Origin of the sequence: Bacillus sp. CR71 (assembly GCF_003429245.1) — a bacterium.
GTDB classification, from domain to species: Bacteria; Bacillota; Bacilli; order Bacillales; family Bacillaceae_G; genus Bacillus_A; species Bacillus_A thuringiensis_S.
Window position 1 is genome coordinate 5,295,688 of the sequence record NZ_CP031748.1, and the last position, 15,758, is coordinate 5,311,445.

Sequence of the window (15,758 nt, forward strand, 5' to 3'; positions counted from 1 at the left end):
CATCAGCTGTAAATTTAGCCATAGAAAAACTGCACCTCCAATTGTTAGACTGTGTCTAACAATTGGGGTGCAGTTCAAAATAACTCTTTTTTATATTAAGACTCTTGATTCGCTTGTTCTTCTAAAATTTTCTTCATCATCGCAACCATGTCATCACGTAATTCTGGGTGTTGCAGGGCCATTTCAATTGTCGTTTGAACGAATCCTAGCTTTTCACCTACATCGTAGCGCTTTCCTTCGAAATCGTAAGCAAATACACGTTGGATTTCATTTAAGCTTTGGATTGCATCTGTTAACTGAATTTCACCGCCAGCACCGACATGTTGCTGTTCTAAGAACATAAAGATTTCAGGCGTTAAAATGTAACGGCCCATAATCGCTAAGTTTGAAGGTGCTGTACCTTGTGCTGGTTTCTCAACGAAATTGCGAACTTGGTAACGACGACCTTCTTGTTCTAATGGATCGATAATTCCGTAACGGTGTGTTTCTGTTTCTGGAACAGTTTGTACACCAATAACAGAAGAAAGTGTTTTTTCATACTCATCCATTAATTGACGTAAACATGGTTTCTCAGCTTGGACAATATCATCACCTAGTAACACTGCAAATGGCTCATCACCAATGAATTTACGTGCACACCAAACAGCATGTCCTAGTCCCTTCGGCTCTTTTTGACGGATGTAATGAATATCTACCATTTTTGAAGAAGCTTGTACTTTTTCAAGCAACTCATATTTTTTCTTCTCTAATAAGTTTTGTTCTAGTTCAAATGCGTTATCAAAATGATCTTCGATAGAGCGCTTTGTTTTACCAGTAACGATAATAATATCTTCGATTCCCGATTTCACTGCTTCTTCTACAATGTATTGAATCGTTGGTTTATCTACTATCGGTAACATTTCTTTCGGCATTGCTTTCGTTGCTGGTAAAAAACGTGTTCCTAATCCAGCTGCTGGGATTATCGCTTTTCTTACTTTTTTCATCACAAAATACCCTCTCTCCTGTCGGAATTAATAGCAATCATTTCCTACATAAAACAAAAGGGAGATTTCGCTCCCTTTTGTTCCTTACTACTTAAAATTACTTTGTATTATAAACGATTCATAATGTCTTCTTTAATAGTAAGTAACTTTTGTTCACTATTTTGTAAAGAACTATCTTGTACACCGAAGTAGAACTTAATCTTCGGTTCAGTTCCAGATGGACGTAGGCAGAACCATGAACCATCCTCTAATTGATATTTTAACACATTTGATTTCGGTAAGTGAATCTCTTCTTTATGTCCATCTTGTAAAGATGTAATGATGCTTGCTTTATAATCTTCAACTGCTACGACTGTTAAGCCTGCTACTTCTTTCGGAGGATTCTCACGGAACGTCGCCATCATCTCTTGGATTTGTTCCGCTCCATCTTTTCCTTTTAACGTTAACGATACAAGGTCTTCACGGAAGAAACCATACTTCTCAAATACTTCTAATAGACCATCATATAACGTTTTCCCTTGTGATTTGTAGTATGCAGCTACTTCACATGCAAATAGGACAGATTGTACTGCATCTTTATCACGGCAGAATGGACGGATTAAATAACCATAGCTTTCCTCATAACCGAATTGGAATTCGTATTGTCCGCTTTCTTCATACTGTCTAATTCTCTCACCGATAAATTTAAATCCAGTTAACGTATCAACTGTATCTAAACCGTATGCTTTTGCAATTGTACGGCCAATTTCAGACGTTACGATTGTTTTTAATACGACACCGTTCTCTGGAAGTATTCCGTTTTCTTTCTTTTGAGATAGTAAGTAATCAAGCATTAATGCACCTGTTTGGTTTCCTGTTAATACTTGGAACTCACCATTATGATTACGAACAGCTACACCAAGGCGATCTGCGTCAGGATCAGTTGCGATTAATACATCTGCGCCTACCTTTTCACCGTCACGAATTGCATACTCAAACGCGGCGTGCTCTTCTGGGTTCGGTGATTTTACTGTAGAGAAGTTTGGATCTGGTAACTCTTGCTCTTTTACAACTGTTACATCTGTAAATCCAACTTCTTCTAAACCACGGCGTACAGAAATATTTGATGTTCCGTGTAATGGTGTAAAGACGATTTTTAAGTCTTTGCCGGCCTTTTCCACCATTTCTTTATTAATGATGACATTGTTCAATTCTGCAGCATATGCATCATCTACTTCTTGTCCAATAATATGTAATAAACCGTCAGCTTTTAATTGCTCTACATCAGCGACTTCAACTGTTAATTCATCTTCTATTGCATCTACGTAGCTAATTAACTCATCCGCTTCTTTTGGCGGCAACTGTCCACCATCTTCACCGTATACTTTGTATCCGTTATATTCAGGCGGATTATGGCTTGCCGTAAGAACGATTCCACTTACTGTATGTAAATGACGAACTGCGAAAGAAAGTACTGGCGTTGGACGTAAGCTTTCAAACACATATGTTGTGATACCACGTGCACCAAGTGTAGCAGCGACTTCCATTGCAAACTCAGGTGATTTATGACGAGAATCATAGGCTACAACAACACCTCGTTTTTTCGCTTCCTCACCTAACTTTTCAATAAAGCTTGCTAATCCTTTTGTTGCTTTACGAACTGTATATACGTTTAAACGGTTCGTACCAGCACCAAGTTCACCACGCATACCACCTGTGCCGAACTCTAGGTTTTTATAAAAGCTATCCTCGATTTTCTTCTCATCTTGCTTCATGTTTTCTAGCTGTTCTTTTAATTCTGCATCTAATTGTGCGTAAGAAAGCCAGCGACTAAATTCTTGTTTCCAATTCATTCTTCTCTCTCCTCTCGCTCGTCATACCTTTATTATATGAAAAAAACATGCCGTATCTCAATATTTTATAAAATCTAGCAGGATTTTACTAGGAATATTTGTATACACTATTGTTAAATACTCCACTAAAGGGAATGAGGATTATGCACGAATGGGGCTTGTCAGAAGAGCTCAAAATACAAACAAAGCAAATGATTGAAATTGCTGAAAGAGAACTATCGATTATGAGGAATGCAATCGATAAAGAAGATGAATGCATTTTATGCAAAATGGAAGATATTCATCATATGTTGGCAAATGTACAAACATTGGCAGCTACATACTATATTCAGGCATATTTATCACCTTATACGGAAAGTTCATCTTTTATTACAACAGCTATCCAACATTTAAGCGCCAGAAAACATGGTGCTCTTATCGTTGTGGAACGAAACGAGACGCTTGAAGCTTTCATTCAAACTGGAACGACATTAAACGCTCATTTAACTGCACCATTACTCGAATCAATATTTTATCCAGGTAACCCTCTTCATGACGGTGCCGTTCTCGTAAAAAATAATCATATTGTCTCAGCTGCTAATATTCTTCCTTTAACGAAAAGTACAGAAGTTGATCCTGAGCTGGGAACACGGCACAGAGCTGCAATTGGCTTATCAGAAAAGAGTGATGCACTTATATTAGTTGTCTCTGAAGAAACGGGCCGTACTTCTTTTGCCTTAAATGGGATTTTGTATACGATTTCTTTATAAAGTGAAACTTTAATCACCCCTCACCAATCAAGAGTTTACGAGCAGCTCGATCCACACTTAACTTCTTTGCTTCCGCTGAATTTTTGAGGTGAGGGTCTTACTGCCCGGCAAATAGCTAGATAAACAAACCTATAAAAAAGAAGACTGTTCCAAAATATTGGAACAGTCTTCACTTATACTCTTATTCTTCTCCGAAACGCTCCACAAGTGTTGCAAGTGTACGTACCATTGCACCAGTTGCTCCAGCTGGACCTAAGTCGTGCGCGCCTTTTGTTTCTGATGTTCCAGCGATATCTAAGTGTACCCACGGTGTATCTTCAGCGAATTCGCCTAGGAATGTACCTGCCATAACCGCATGTCCTTCACGGCCTGGTGAGTTATTTAAATCAGCAAACTTACTGTTTCTCACACGTTCTTTATCACGATCAAAAATCGGTAGTTGCCAAATTGGCTCATCTGTTTCCATAGAAGCCTCTAGCACTTGCTCAAATAACTCTTCATTATTTGTCATTGCGCCTGTCGTATAGTTTCCAAGTGCAACAATTACACCGCCTGTTAATGTTGCAACATCAACAAGGTAGTTTGCACCAAGTTTTTTCGCATACGTAATACCATCAGCTAAAGCTAGACGACCTTCTGCATCCGTATTTAATACTTCAATTGTCTTTCCGCTCATAGATGTGATTACATCGTCTGGCTTAAATGCCGTACCACTTACAACGTTATCAGTTGAAGGAATAACAGCGATCACATTTTGTTCTGGGCGCAGTTCTCCGATAATTTCCATCGCACCTAATACAGCAGCTGCACCGCCCATATCACCTTTCATACCAACCATGCCTTCACGTGGTTTTAAAGAATAACCACCTGTATCGTATGTAATACCTTTTCCAACGAATCCAATGACATCCGTCCACTCTTCTTTTCCTTTATAAATAAGAGCGATCATTTTTGGTGGCTCTACACTACCTTGGTTTACTGCAAGTAATGCACCCATACCAAGATCTTCCATCTCTTCTTTCTCAAGAACTTTATAGTCCATATCATACTTCTCCGCTAACTCAACAGCATACTCAGCAAGCTTTGTCGCTGTTAATACGTTTGGCGGCATATTTACAAGTGTACGAGCCGAGTTTGTTGCACGTCCATGTACGTAGCCAACTGTTAATGCGGCTTCAATTTCTTGTGCATCTTCCGCTGTAATAGCCGTGAACTTCTCTAACTCTTCACGATCCTTTTTATCTGATTTATACGTTTGTAACTCATATGTACCAAGGCTTTGTACTTCTGCTGCAATATGAGCTACATCAATCGCATCTAATTTCTCTGTTACGAAAGAATCAAGTAAGATTGCTGCATCTTGTACTTTTGCTACTTGTAATGTTTTAAACGCTTTTCCAAGAGCCGCACGTAACGTTTCTGTCGTGTAAGACTCTTTCTTGCCTAAACCAACAAAGTAATAACGTTTCACATTTGTTTTTCCTAAGCTATGTACTTTCGAAATGGCCTTTTTCTTCGTAGATAATTCTTTCTCTTCTAGTAAAACTTGTAATTGTCCTTCAAACGCTTTGTCCAGTTCTTGTACAAAACTACTCATTTTCTCTTCTTCAAATAGAGCAACAATCACTACTTCATGACCTGCTAATTCTTTTTGTACTTGAAACATGTTCAGACCCCCTAAATTTCTCTACCACCATTATAACTTTATTTTCTATAAAATGCGACAATTCCAACTACAGTTATATGACGTGTAAAATCTCCTCTATTATGAAATAAGCCAAGAAAAAAAGTCTAGCGTAATTACAACTAGACTATCTTTGTTTTAAATATTGACCACGAAACACTTGCATCGTTTCGTCTTGATTTAACATCGTTAACTCTTCTTCTGTAAACTTACCATTTCCTACTTTTACTACATACACATTTACTTTTTTCTTACCCCATTGGCTATAAACATCTTTCACCGTATCATAATATAGATCAAGACGGTTTCCTTTTATTGCACCGCCCTTATCAGCTACTACACCATACCCGTAACCTGGCACGAAGAGGATCGTTCCAATCGGGAATACGCGTAAGTCCGCAGCAATTGTGGAATATAAATCCCTTTTCACTTTAACACCTGAATATGTAATACCATACTCTGGATGCCCTGGCCTCTTACCAGTTGACTCAATCCCCGATGTATAACCTGTTGCAGTCATTTCAATTGAACGATATTTAGACCAGTCGTTTGCCTGCTCTAAAGCATTTATCACTTCTTTACTCGGAGCAACATTTCTCTTAACTTCTGCTGCATGTACTTCTTTTGCACTCGTTCCCTCATATTTCTTTACAATCTCTAATAGAGAAACTCCTGTGAAAGCATTCCATGTTACGCATAATGCAATTGCAAGTAAACAAGTCATCATAATGCGAATACAATATCGTTTTAACATTTTTATATTCCACACTCCTTCATCGTTAATCATTCCCTATACGATGAAGGAATATGCAAAAAAAATAATCTCCAAATGAATTGGAGATTAAAACATTTGATATCCGCTTTTCCGAAGTTTCTTGATCACGACTCCTGCTAAAGCAGCCCCTACTAATCCAGTAGATAGAATAAATAAGTCTGCTTGTCCTAAGTGCGATACACTTGTCCCAAATGAAGAAAATGTTTCTTTCGGCTTTGAAAAATAATCCCACATACTCGCTTTATTAATAATAAGCATACAAACAATCGGATACACAATAACCATTACCCATGTAGCCCGCAAAATCATGTTGAGTAAAAATCCAATTCCAAAGAACAAAATAAAGAATAACATCATTGAAATAAGTAGTACCGGTATACTCACTCTTTTTCCCTCTCCTTCGCACGTGCCGTAAATACGTGATAAGCTGTATAACCAAATGATTCTCCTGGATTTAATGTTTTGTCCACTTCAAGATGTAGTTCTGATCTTCCTTCTAACAAATATTTAATAAGTACAGACGTATTCGGATCGTCCGCAATCTTATCTGGATGTAAGAACGCCACTTCAGACAATTCTTTCTCCTGTACAATAATATTTTCTCCTTCAGGCTCCAAAAGGAAAATAATCATATTATCACTAATTTCATCACGAATAACACCCGATCGAACACCAATGATCCCCTTCACATGAGCGACAATGCCTGTCTCTTCTAACACTTCGCGTTTCACAGCTTCATCAACTGTCTCACCTTCATTTACAAAACCAGCCGGTAAAGACCATTTCCCTTTTAATCCACTGTATTTCTTCTTAACGAATAGCCACCTGCCATCTTTTGTAGCTACTAGACCGCTAACAGCTAGCCATACCTTCCCTCGTTTCTCCATGATGTAATAACCTCCTCCATCATAACGGACAGAATATTCTTTCTTTTTTATATATTATACTATATTTTTAATATGAAAAAAGCAGAAACAGCGCTTAGCCGTTTCTGCTTTTTCTACTATATATTAAAAGAACTTTAATTTACCTTTTTTAAGAACTAATAAAGGTCCACCTAATAAGAACAGGTAGCGGTTATCGATTACTTTCTTCATGAAGGAAGCTTTCCAACCTGTTAACTTTTTACCCATAACAACACCCATTGCATCGTCATGACCTAAAGAACATACAGATCCTTTATTATCGAATGCGAATTTTTTCATTTCGCCCTTGCCACGAACTAATACAGTTAAGTTGTGTGCAATGTTGTAACCTTGTTGAATTGCAATTTGTGCTGTTGGTGGGTATGGACGGTTAATTTCTTCGTTAATAATTAACGCGGCATCACCAACCATGAATACCTCTTCGTATCCTGGAGCGTGCATGTACTCATCAACTTTTACACGTCCGCGCATTGCTTCAAAGCCAGACTCTTCTACAATACCATTACCACGAACACCTGCAGCCCAAACTACTGTTTCAGACTTAATTAATTCCGTATCATCGCCATTTGCAACGATAATTCCTTCTTCAGTTGCTTCTTTAATTGCTGTACCGATGCGGAATTCTACGCCTTTTTTCTCAAGTTGTTTTACAGCGTATTCTACTAATGCTGGATCGAAACCTGGAAGTGCTGTTGGAGCCGCTTCTACACAAATGATACGTGCTTTTTCACGTGGTACATTGTACTGTTTGCAAAGTTCAGGAACACGGTTTGCAAGCTCACCTACGTACTCGATACCAGTAAATCCAGCACCACCAACAACGATTGTTACTAACTCATCGCGCTTCTCATCTGCATATTTAGCGAAACTAGCTTCCATATGCTCACGAATTTCACGAGTTGCATTAATGTTAGCGATTGAGAATGCATGCTCTTTTAATCCTGTAATTCCGAATGTTTCTGATTCGAAACCAAGACCGATTACTAAGTAGTCATACTCTAACTCGCCGTCTTTTAAGATAATACGTTTTTCAGCAGCTTTAATTTCTACTACTGTGTCTTGTACAAAGTTCACTTTATTTGTATCAATAACGTCTTGAATATCTAGACAGATTTTTTCATCTTGTAATGTACCAGCTGCGCTCTCGTGTAACCAAGTCGCTTGGTAGTGATAGCTGTTGTTGTTTACTAACGTAATTTCAGCTTCATTTACAGATAATGCTTTTTGCAGACGAACAGTCGTAATCATCCCGCCATAACCTGCACCTAAAACTACGATTTTTGGAGTCTTCACCAAATCACAACCCTTTTCTTTATATAATAGTAATGAGAAATAATACCAAGTACTAAAAACTCTATTTGTCAAGAATGTGGAATTTATCACATTCTATATCATAACAAAACGCAGTCAAAAAATCGTACGAATTTTGTCATAGAAATTTAACATAATACTTCCCTATATTAGTCGGTTTTATTCCAGAATTCAAGCATCTGGCGAATTATCAATATTTTAAAATAACATAGCGTTTTCAAGGGTTTTTCAGCCTTTTTTTCATGTATTTTCCTTTCTGTATATTTTATACAATAAAAAAGAACCTATGCGAAAACTTACACACAATTCAGTCGTTTTCAGAAGTATTATGAACTCAAATATGCTATCATTTATTTGAAAGTGTCATCATTTGCAGGATTTTCGTGTACATATGAACAATATATGAAATCAATATCAAAATTCCATCTATAGGGGGAATGAAAGTGGCAGAAAATCAAAAAGTTTACGACATAACAATTATTGGTGGTGGTCCAACGGGACTGTTCACAGCATTTTATGGCGGTATGAGACAAGCAAGTGTAAAAATCATTGAAAGCTTACCTCAACTTGGAGGACAATTATCCGCACTCTACCCTGAAAAATACATTTATGATGTGGCTGGATTTCCAAAAGTGCGTGCACAAGAATTAGTCGATAACTTAAAAGAGCAAATGAAGAAATTTGATCCAACCGTTTGCTTAGAAGAAGCGGTTGATACGCTTGAAAAACAAGCTGATGGTATATTTAAACTTGTTACGAATAAACAAACTCACTATTCTAAATCAGTCATCATTACTGCCGGCAATGGTGCTTTCCAACCACGCCGCTTAGAATTAGAAGGTACAGCAAAATACGAAAAGAAAAACTTACATTATTTCGTTGATGATATGAATAAATTTGCTGGCAAGCGCGTCGTAGTATTTGGCGGTGGCGACTCCGCAGTAGACTGGACGATGATGTTAGAACCGATTGCTGAAAAAGTTACAATCGTTCATCGCCGTGATAAATTCCGTGCACATGAACATAGCGTCGAAAACTTAATGAATTCTCGTGCAGAAGTAAGTACACCGTATGTTCCAGTTGAACTCATTGGTGATGACAAAATTGAACAAGTCGTTCTTCAGCACGTAAAAACTGAAGAAAAAGTTATCATCGATGTTGATGACGTAATTGTAAACTACGGCTTCGTTTCTTCTCTTGGTCCAATTAAAAACTGGGGCTTAGATATACAAAAAAATAGCATCCTTGTGAATTCAAAAATGGAAACGAATATTCCTGGCATTTACGCTGCTGGTGACATTTGTACATATGAAGGAAAAGTAAAACTTATCGCTTGTGGATTTGGCGAAGCACCGACAGCAGTAAACAATGCAAAAGCTTACTTCGATCCAAATGCAAAACTTCAACCGATGCATAGCTCAAGTATGTTTTAATATAGCAATGAAAAGAACTCCTTTTACGCGAAGGAGTTTTTTATTATTGTGCTACCGTATCCTTCCAAAATATGTTACAATAAAACAGAACAAACGTTCTATTTAATAAGGGGGATATTTTAAAGATGAAAGAACCTATTATCGTAAAAAAAGAAGCTTTCCAAGCAATCGGCGTTTCGGTTACGACGACTAATGAAAAAGAAGCATCTACTGAAGGAAAAATTCCCGAGCTCTGGAACCGATACTTTCAAGAACAAATGATGCATCACATCCCAAATCAACAAACGAAAGAAACACTCGCTTTCTACTCCAACTACGAATCAGATGAAACTGGTACATATACATTTACAATCGGTATGCCCGTTTCTTCACTAAAAGAAGTTCCTGAAAATATGACAACTTTAACAATACCCGCCGCTACGTATGCGGTATTTACAACGAGAAAGGGACCAGTTGCTGAAGTCGTTTGCGAAGCTTGGGAATATATTTGGAAATGGTCGAAAGAAAATAAACGTGCTTTTACAACAGACTTTGAGCTTTATGATGAAAAAGCAACAGATCCAACCAACGTACAATTGGATATTTATATTGCATTAGCCTGAACGACAAAAAAGAAGATACCATTTGGTATCTTCTTTTTTGTCGTTAAATAGCCACTGTGCAAATTCATTATTATTGTCTACAATGAGAAAGTGCAGTATAGAAATATTAGAAAGTGTATAAAGTGAAACTATAATCAGCGAGGGACATCTCTCATTGAGTATTAGCCCTCACCAATCGGGCGTTTACTGTTTTTTTAGTTTAAATTTGTCACATAGAAAGGAAGCAATATGGAGGAACTACAACAAAATAAAACTGCTTTAGAAGGAAGCGGAAAACCGTTATTAAAAAATACGAATTTCCTTTTTCTTTGGGCAGCTACTCTTTTTTCAAGCTTTGCTTTAGCCTTTTTTACTTTTTCACAAACGTGGTACATAGCAAAAACATTAAACCTTGAAGCTTCACTCGGTGTTGTTTTCGTAGCTCTTAGTGTTCCAAGGCTTATTTTTATGATTATCGGCGGCGCTGTAGCTGATAAATTCCCGAAAAAAAACATTATGTTTTACTCCAATATTATTCGAGCGATTCTTGTTGCAACCATTCTCACATGGTTTATCGTTGGTGATGTAACACTATATACATTTGCTTTATTCGCTTTATTCTTTGGACTTGCCGATGCTTTCTTCTGGTCAGCAGATGGATCTATCTTACCGGAATTGGTAGAAAAAAGCCGGTTAACACAAGCGAATTCACTTACACAAATGACGAACCAAGCATCGGTCATCTTAGGCCCTGTACTTGGCGGAATTCTTATCAAATTCACAAACTACGAGACAATATTTTCTATTACAATTTTATTACTGATTGTCGCGGCCATACTCGTTCAAAAAATACAATTTACGATGCCAGAACTAAAAGATACGGATAAAGGTATGTTCACTTCCATTAAAGAAGGAATCTTATATGTAAAGGAATCACCATTCCTTTCAACTTTCCTTATTTGTAGCGCCTTTTTAAACTTATTTTTGATCGGCCCGATGCAAGTTGGTTTCCCGCTTTTTGTTAAAAACGTGCTGCATGGTGATTCACTCCAGTTTAGTTACTTAGAAGCATCTGTAGGCGGCGGAATGGCAATCGGTGCTGTCATTGTCGGTTTAAGAAATATTAATCGTAGGCGCGGTCTTTTTTGTATTATCATGATGCTATTGTCTGGTGTATTCTTCTTAGCCATCAACTTTAGCACCGTACTTTGGCAAGCACTATTAGCCGGCATGTTTTATGGTATTACAATTGCAATGGCTATCGTTCCGCTTATGGCGATGATTCAATCGACAGTAAAAGAGGAAATGATGGGACGCGTAATGAGCTTACTTATGCTATCATCAATGGGCTTTATCCCGCTCTCTTATGCATTCACATCAATCGCACTTGCACTGGGAATTCCAATCGTAACCGTTATGAAAAGCGGTGCAATTGCTGTTATCGTCTTCGTACTATTTGTAGCGATTCGTGTTCCAGTTGTAAGAAAGTTCGACTAGCTACTTGGAGTCATGTATTATACGCATGGCTCCTTTTTAAATGGATCAAATAACGCTATCCCCTTACTTCTTCTCAGTGCTGCTCCCCATTCTAATCCAACCTCTAAAAATAAATCTCGCACTGTACTATATAAAAGTGCCTTCACATTTTTACGGATTTCCCCGTATTTATAAGCCCTCACGACACTCTTCACTCGCCAAATGAAATTTCCATACACTTCTTCATCAGCTAATATTTGCTCTAGTAAAACACCTTGCTCTAGCAATCCGCTCTTTTTATATGCAAGTTCTACCTTACTCCAAAATATATTAATCTTCTTCGGATTACTCGTCATCGGCAGAAGTGCGTATATAAAAGGCTTCGGTATATCATGACGGCAATACGTCTCATCAAGCTCGTACGTTATTTTTCTTTTCTCTTTTATTTGTGGAATGTTTTTAGAAAGAATTGTTTCCCTCTCGTTTTTTTGTTCCTTTCCGCTACAGCCAGCTGCATAATCCTCACTTTTACAAGCGGACATTTTCATACGGTCATCCATGCGGTCAATTGCAGATATAAGAAAAATATATAAATTCGCACTATACCCGCCGCGCTTATGTCTTTCTTTTGTTGCAACACGCTTTATAATTCCTAGTCCCTCTAACTTTGCAATTGAACGGCGTACTGTACGAATACTCTTTCCAACATTCTTCGCAATCGTCTCCATTAACGGACAGGCGACTCCTACTGTTTTTTGTTTCTCATTCACCGCATACTTTCCTAAAAAATGAATAATGATAGAATCAGTTTTATTCAATTGAAATCGGTAGCACTTCAAAACTTGTTTTTGATATGTATTAAACTCTTCTTTACTTCGAAATTCACTATATGGTTTCATTAAATTATATAAGCTTCCCATTTATATCACCTCATTTATAAGTAAGAGGCAGGAAGAGAATTTGGCGTGGAATTTAATATTTTTTTAATGGAGATGAAAATATGATCGTAATTAGCGCTTGTTTAGGTGGTATCGCTTGTCGATATGACGGAAATGACAATCTCGTTTCAAAAATAGAGGAGCTTCTGCAAAAAGAAGATACCGTCCTCATTTGTCCTGAAGTATTAGGGGGACTACCAACGCCTCGTCCTTCCGCTGAAATTATTGGCGGGAATGGCGACGACGTTTTGGACGGAAAAGCGAAAGTGATGACAAAAGATGGTGAAGATGTCACAGAAGCTTTCGTAAATGGCGCTTATAAAGCATTAGAACAAATTAAAAATTTACAACCAGAATATATTATTTTAAAGGAACGTAGTCCATCTTGTGGTAGTTCTACGATTTATACTGGAGAATTTAACGGTAATAAGCAAACTGGTTACGGGGTAACTACTGCTTTATTTAAAAGATACGGATTTAAAGTCATTTCAGAAGAAGAATTTGAAAGCAAAAAAAGGAATTGACCCTGTTCGTCAATTCCTTTTCTATCTGTCTTATTTCACGCCTAATTTTTCTTTCACTTTCGCTGGAAGCTCGTCTTTCTTCACTTCTTCCCAAGCTGTTACACCTTTTTTATCTGAGTGATATACGCGTAGGAATGCTTCTTTACGAAGATTTTTTTGAGCTATGAATTCTAATTCTTTCTCTTTACCGTCTTTATCAAAGCCAGTCAGCTTATATTCATAATCTTTAAATTTCTGCCCATCACTAGCTTTACTATCAAATTCTTTTCCATCTACTGTAATTTGAACATAATACTCATCTTTACCCATACGGTTTAAATCACAACCAACTAACAGACTTGCAAATACAACTAAAATACTAAATAGTGCAATGTATCTTTTCATTTCCTTCACCTCATATGTTTTTCTTATATTCTTATCTTAAAGCGCAGAGCTTAAAGAAGAAATTCAAAAACATGACATGAACATTACACTTTTGTAAGATAATAATTATTTCTTCACTTTAGAAATCGTCATTCCATCACCAATTGGAACGAGTACAGATTCTAAATGCAAGTCGTTTTCTATTATTTCATTAAACTTCTTCATAACTTCTGTATAACGTTTTTGTTTCGCACACTCATCACCTACACTACCGCCAATAACGTCTTTCACGCCAATTTCGCCACTTATCACGTAATTTCCTTATACCGTTTATTACGCCTTCTATTATGCCCTCAATTATAATCTCTATTACAAGATATCTCACTAAACTAATAATAGGTTTAATTACGTATCTCCCTATGAATTCAAGAATATCCTCCATCATATTTTCCTCCTTCTTTCAAAAGGAAGCTGCTACTACGCGTCCTCTTACGTTCAGTTACAACCGCTGTCCTACTGCGATATATACCAACAAGAATAATACGACAACAACATCCACAATAACGCTATTGAATTTGGAAGAAACTTCGGTAAATACTGATACTATAGTTAACATGGCTAATAAAAACACTTTCCATCTATATTCGGGTATGCTCCCAAAAACTTTATAAAATCAACGAAAACTTTACTACAACTCTTCCGTAACTAATTTATTATCGTGGTAAACCGTCTTCCACTACATCCGTAACAGTTCCATTCGGTTCAAAGATTACACGTAATGATCCTTCTCCACCATAACCAGTATAGTCATATACTGAATAAGATTTATATTTCTCAATCACATGTGGCTGTCCAATTGCAGCTTTTACCTGATTCGCAGGCATACCTTTTTTGATTTTCAAATAGTGATTGTAACTTACTGCTGCCGAATTGTTATTTACATCTTTATACCACGGTACACGATCGTTTTTTTCTTCATATTCCTTTACAGGCTCTTCAATACGTTTCGTAGATACCCGATTCTCTTTACCTTTCTCTGTATCTTTCTCTGTATCCTTCTCTGTATCTTTCTCTGTATCCTTTATAGCAGTACGTTCAATATTCACAACGTAACCATATGTATTTAATTCAACCATAATTTCATATGTACCATCCGTATCTTTTTCAGTATAAAATACGCGTTTTTCATTGTTATTATAATGTTTTATGTTCTCACCACCGTAGTCAATCGTATTAAGAATATCCGTATACATCATACCTTCCTCAATCTTTTTAGATTCATCATGAGAAATGTAACGCTTCTGTGATGATGGAGCGTCCTCATTTTTAATACTTTCACGTTTACTCGTAGTCATAGGTGTTTTCTTCTGTTCTTTTAGTACGTCACCTTCCGCCTTCGCTGGTTGCTTTACTCCTACTTTTGTTAATACGTCTGTATCGCTAGAACAAGCTCCCAAAATCGATACTGTAGTCAACGCCATCCCTACTATAAGTACTCTCTTAAATGACTTCACTCTAATCCCCCCGGTATTTTTTAATATTTAGTAATCAACGTATTTTAATTAATACGGAACTATTCAGTTCTATACAATTTGCTATAGCCTTCTCCCTCATGCACCTTTTTTATATAAAGTGAAACTTTAATCAGCCCTCACCAATCGGGCTTTTATGGAATAAATCTACCTATTAGTCATAACCGATGCAGCTACAGCTAATCCAAACATGGTCACCAATCATCTTCGTTACAAATATTAACATTAAATATAACTAATAAATAGTATATTTCTCCTATTCATTTACATTTCTGTTGCATAATCTTATCTTAAAACGAACAATATGAAACTCGATTAATCATATATCCCATATATAATAACATTTAAATTAAATTCTAAAGTAACTTTACATGCATTTTCTGTTTTAACGCCAAAATAAAAGACCTTCCTAACGATTTTATTCTATCGCTAAAAAGGTCTTTCCTATTTTGGCTAAAAACTTAGCACTCTTCTGGCTTACCAGCATTCGTCGCTGTACGGAAAGATGATCCAAATCTGCATGATGCGATTGTGTATAGATAATCAATCTTGAATTATGCGTTCAATTTAAAGCAGTTTAAAAAATAATAATTCCTTATTCAATTAACATATGCATTAGTTTAACAACCTAATGCTGCTGTACCAACTGAT

At 36.9% G+C, this 15,758-nt stretch carries 16 protein-coding genes and 1 pseudogene; 5 read left to right on the top strand and 12 right to left on the bottom strand.

Translation table 11 applies throughout. The features are described 5' to 3' along the window. Window positions 1-95: 95 nt before the first annotated feature. Together galU and DOS87_RS26840 are read right to left on the bottom strand one after the other, a co-directional pair. Window positions 96-983 carry a UTP--glucose-1-phosphate uridylyltransferase GalU gene (galU, locus tag DOS87_RS26835; RefSeq protein ID WP_000757823.1) on the bottom strand — a complete coding sequence of 296 codons (888 nt, stop codon included), beginning with the start codon at window positions 981-983 and terminating at the stop codon, window positions 96-98. A 107-nt stretch (window positions 984-1,090) separates the two neighbouring features. Beyond that, entirely contained in the window at window positions 1,091-2,815 is a 1,725-nt protein-coding gene (locus tag DOS87_RS26840; RefSeq protein ID WP_098578304.1) for a phospho-sugar mutase, read from the bottom strand. A gap of 143 nt (window positions 2,816-2,958) precedes the next feature. Here DOS87_RS26840 and cdaS point away from each other — a divergent pair, with 143 nt between their 5' ends. Beyond that, the gene (cdaS, locus tag DOS87_RS26845) at window positions 2,959-3,564 is read left to right on the top strand and encodes a sporulation-specific diadenylate cyclase CdaS (protein WP_000545255.1); all 606 of its coding nucleotides are present in this window, start codon (window positions 2,959-2,961) and stop codon (window positions 3,562-3,564) included. Between the two features lie 181 nt (window positions 3,565-3,745). Here the strand turns inward: cdaS and pepA are convergent, their stop codons facing one another. The 5 genes from pepA to DOS87_RS26870 form a co-directional block, all read right to left on the bottom strand. After that, window positions 3,746-5,230, bottom strand: a complete 1,485-nt coding sequence (gene pepA, locus DOS87_RS26850) for a leucyl aminopeptidase (RefSeq protein ID WP_208730147.1) — start codon at window positions 5,228-5,230, stop codon at window positions 3,746-3,748. A 145-nt stretch (window positions 5,231-5,375) separates the two neighbouring features. Then, window positions 5,376-6,002 (bottom strand): 3D domain-containing protein, encoded by a 627-nt coding sequence (locus tag DOS87_RS26855; RefSeq protein ID WP_000920103.1) that lies wholly within the window; start codon window positions 6,000-6,002, stop codon window positions 5,376-5,378. Between the two features lie 87 nt (window positions 6,003-6,089). After that, window positions 6,090-6,407 carry a YuiB family protein gene (locus DOS87_RS26860; RefSeq protein WP_000027012.1) on the bottom strand — a complete coding sequence of 106 codons (318 nt, stop codon included), beginning with the start codon at window positions 6,405-6,407 and terminating at the stop codon, window positions 6,090-6,092. Beyond that, window positions 6,404-6,910: an NUDIX hydrolase gene (locus DOS87_RS26865; RefSeq protein ID WP_000415307.1), complete on the bottom strand. Its 507-nt coding sequence runs from the start codon at window positions 6,908-6,910 to the stop codon at window positions 6,404-6,406. The genes DOS87_RS26860 and DOS87_RS26865 overlap by 4 nt, the downstream gene beginning before the upstream one ends. Window positions 6,911-7,033: 123 nt before the next feature. Continuing rightward, complete coding sequence (locus DOS87_RS26870) at window positions 7,034-8,242, bottom strand: NAD(P)/FAD-dependent oxidoreductase (protein ID WP_000856602.1); 1,209 nt, start codon at window positions 8,240-8,242, stop codon at window positions 7,034-7,036. Between the two features lie 461 nt (window positions 8,243-8,703). Between DOS87_RS26870 and DOS87_RS26875 the strand changes: the two genes are divergently transcribed. The 3 genes from DOS87_RS26875 (at window position 8,704) to DOS87_RS26885 (ending at window position 11,771) form a co-directional block, all read left to right on the top strand. Beyond that, window positions 8,704-9,693 carry an NAD(P)/FAD-dependent oxidoreductase gene (locus DOS87_RS26875; RefSeq protein WP_000829785.1) on the top strand — a complete coding sequence of 330 codons (990 nt, stop codon included), beginning with the start codon at window positions 8,704-8,706 and terminating at the stop codon, window positions 9,691-9,693. A 125-nt stretch (window positions 9,694-9,818) separates the two neighbouring features. Next, window positions 9,819-10,295: a GyrI-like domain-containing protein gene (locus DOS87_RS26880; protein WP_000662574.1), complete on the top strand. Its 477-nt coding sequence runs from the start codon at window positions 9,819-9,821 to the stop codon at window positions 10,293-10,295. Window positions 10,296-10,523: 228 nt separating this feature from the next. Continuing rightward, window positions 10,524-11,771: an MFS transporter gene (locus DOS87_RS26885; protein WP_000391930.1), complete on the top strand. Its 1,248-nt coding sequence runs from the start codon at window positions 10,524-10,526 to the stop codon at window positions 11,769-11,771. 17 nt (window positions 11,772-11,788) lie between these two features. Here DOS87_RS26885 and DOS87_RS26890 read toward each other — a convergent pair whose 3' ends face one another. Further along, entirely contained in the window at window positions 11,789-12,670 is an 882-nt protein-coding gene (locus DOS87_RS26890) for a helix-turn-helix domain-containing protein (RefSeq protein WP_000535257.1), read from the bottom strand. A gap of 80 nt (window positions 12,671-12,750) precedes the next feature. On the opposite strand from DOS87_RS26890, the gene DOS87_RS26895 reads away from it, so the two are divergent. After that, window positions 12,751-13,212, top strand: coding sequence for a 2-thiouracil desulfurase family protein (locus DOS87_RS26895; protein ID WP_000635493.1), 462 nt, complete (start codon window positions 12,751-12,753; stop codon window positions 13,210-13,212). A gap of 30 nt (window positions 13,213-13,242) precedes the next feature. Here the strand turns inward: DOS87_RS26895 and DOS87_RS26900 are convergent, their stop codons facing one another. The 4 genes and pseudogenes from DOS87_RS26900 to DOS87_RS26915 all read right to left on the bottom strand — a co-directional run. Then, window positions 13,243-13,596: a YxeA family protein gene (locus tag DOS87_RS26900; RefSeq protein WP_000833143.1), complete on the bottom strand. Its 354-nt coding sequence runs from the start codon at window positions 13,594-13,596 to the stop codon at window positions 13,243-13,245. A 105-nt stretch (window positions 13,597-13,701) separates the two neighbouring features. Next, window positions 13,702-13,887: an O-methyltransferase gene (locus tag DOS87_RS26905; RefSeq protein WP_002083726.1), complete on the bottom strand. Its 186-nt coding sequence runs from the start codon at window positions 13,885-13,887 to the stop codon at window positions 13,702-13,704. Between the two features lie 401 nt (window positions 13,888-14,288). Beyond that, a complete protein-coding gene (locus DOS87_RS26910) occupies window positions 14,289-15,089 on the bottom strand; it encodes a hypothetical protein (RefSeq protein WP_086396217.1) in 801 nt (266 codons plus the stop codon). A gap of 479 nt (window positions 15,090-15,568) precedes the next feature. Continuing rightward, window positions 15,569-15,646: pseudogene (locus DOS87_RS26915) on the bottom strand (hypothetical protein); the annotation flags it as partial. Window positions 15,647-15,758 lie beyond the last annotated feature (112 nt).

Excerpts from the sequence above, each read along its gene's own strand:
- DOS87_RS26900 (WP_000833143.1), bottom strand. The coding sequence starts at position 13,596 with ATGAAAAGATACATTGCACTATTTAGTATTTTAGTTGTATTTGCAAGT.
- DOS87_RS26880 (WP_000662574.1), top strand. The coding sequence starts at position 9,819 with ATGAAAGAACCTATTATCGTAAAAAAAGAAGCTTTCCAAGCAATCGGC.
- cdaS (WP_000545255.1), top strand. The coding sequence starts at position 2,959 with ATGCACGAATGGGGCTTGTCAGAAGAGCTCAAAATACAAACAAAGCAA.
- DOS87_RS26885 (WP_000391930.1), top strand. The coding sequence starts at position 10,524 with ATGGAGGAACTACAACAAAATAAAACTGCTTTAGAAGGAAGCGGAAAA.
- DOS87_RS26895 (WP_000635493.1), top strand. The coding sequence starts at position 12,751 with ATGATCGTAATTAGCGCTTGTTTAGGTGGTATCGCTTGTCGATATGAC.
- pepA (WP_208730147.1), bottom strand. The coding sequence starts at position 5,230 with ATGTTTCAAGTACAAAAAGAATTAGCAGGTCATGAAGTAGTGATTGTT.
- DOS87_RS26890 (WP_000535257.1), bottom strand. The coding sequence starts at position 12,670 with ATGGGAAGCTTATATAATTTAATGAAACCATATAGTGAATTTCGAAGT.
- galU (WP_000757823.1), bottom strand. The coding sequence starts at position 983 with ATGAAAAAAGTAAGAAAAGCGATAATCCCAGCAGCTGGATTAGGAACA.
- DOS87_RS26865 (WP_000415307.1), bottom strand. The coding sequence starts at position 6,910 with ATGGAGAAACGAGGGAAGGTATGGCTAGCTGTTAGCGGTCTAGTAGCT.
- DOS87_RS26840 (WP_098578304.1), bottom strand. The coding sequence starts at position 2,815 with ATGAATTGGAAACAAGAATTTAGTCGCTGGCTTTCTTACGCACAATTA.
- DOS87_RS26855 (WP_000920103.1), bottom strand. The coding sequence starts at position 6,002 with ATGTTAAAACGATATTGTATTCGCATTATGATGACTTGTTTACTTGCA.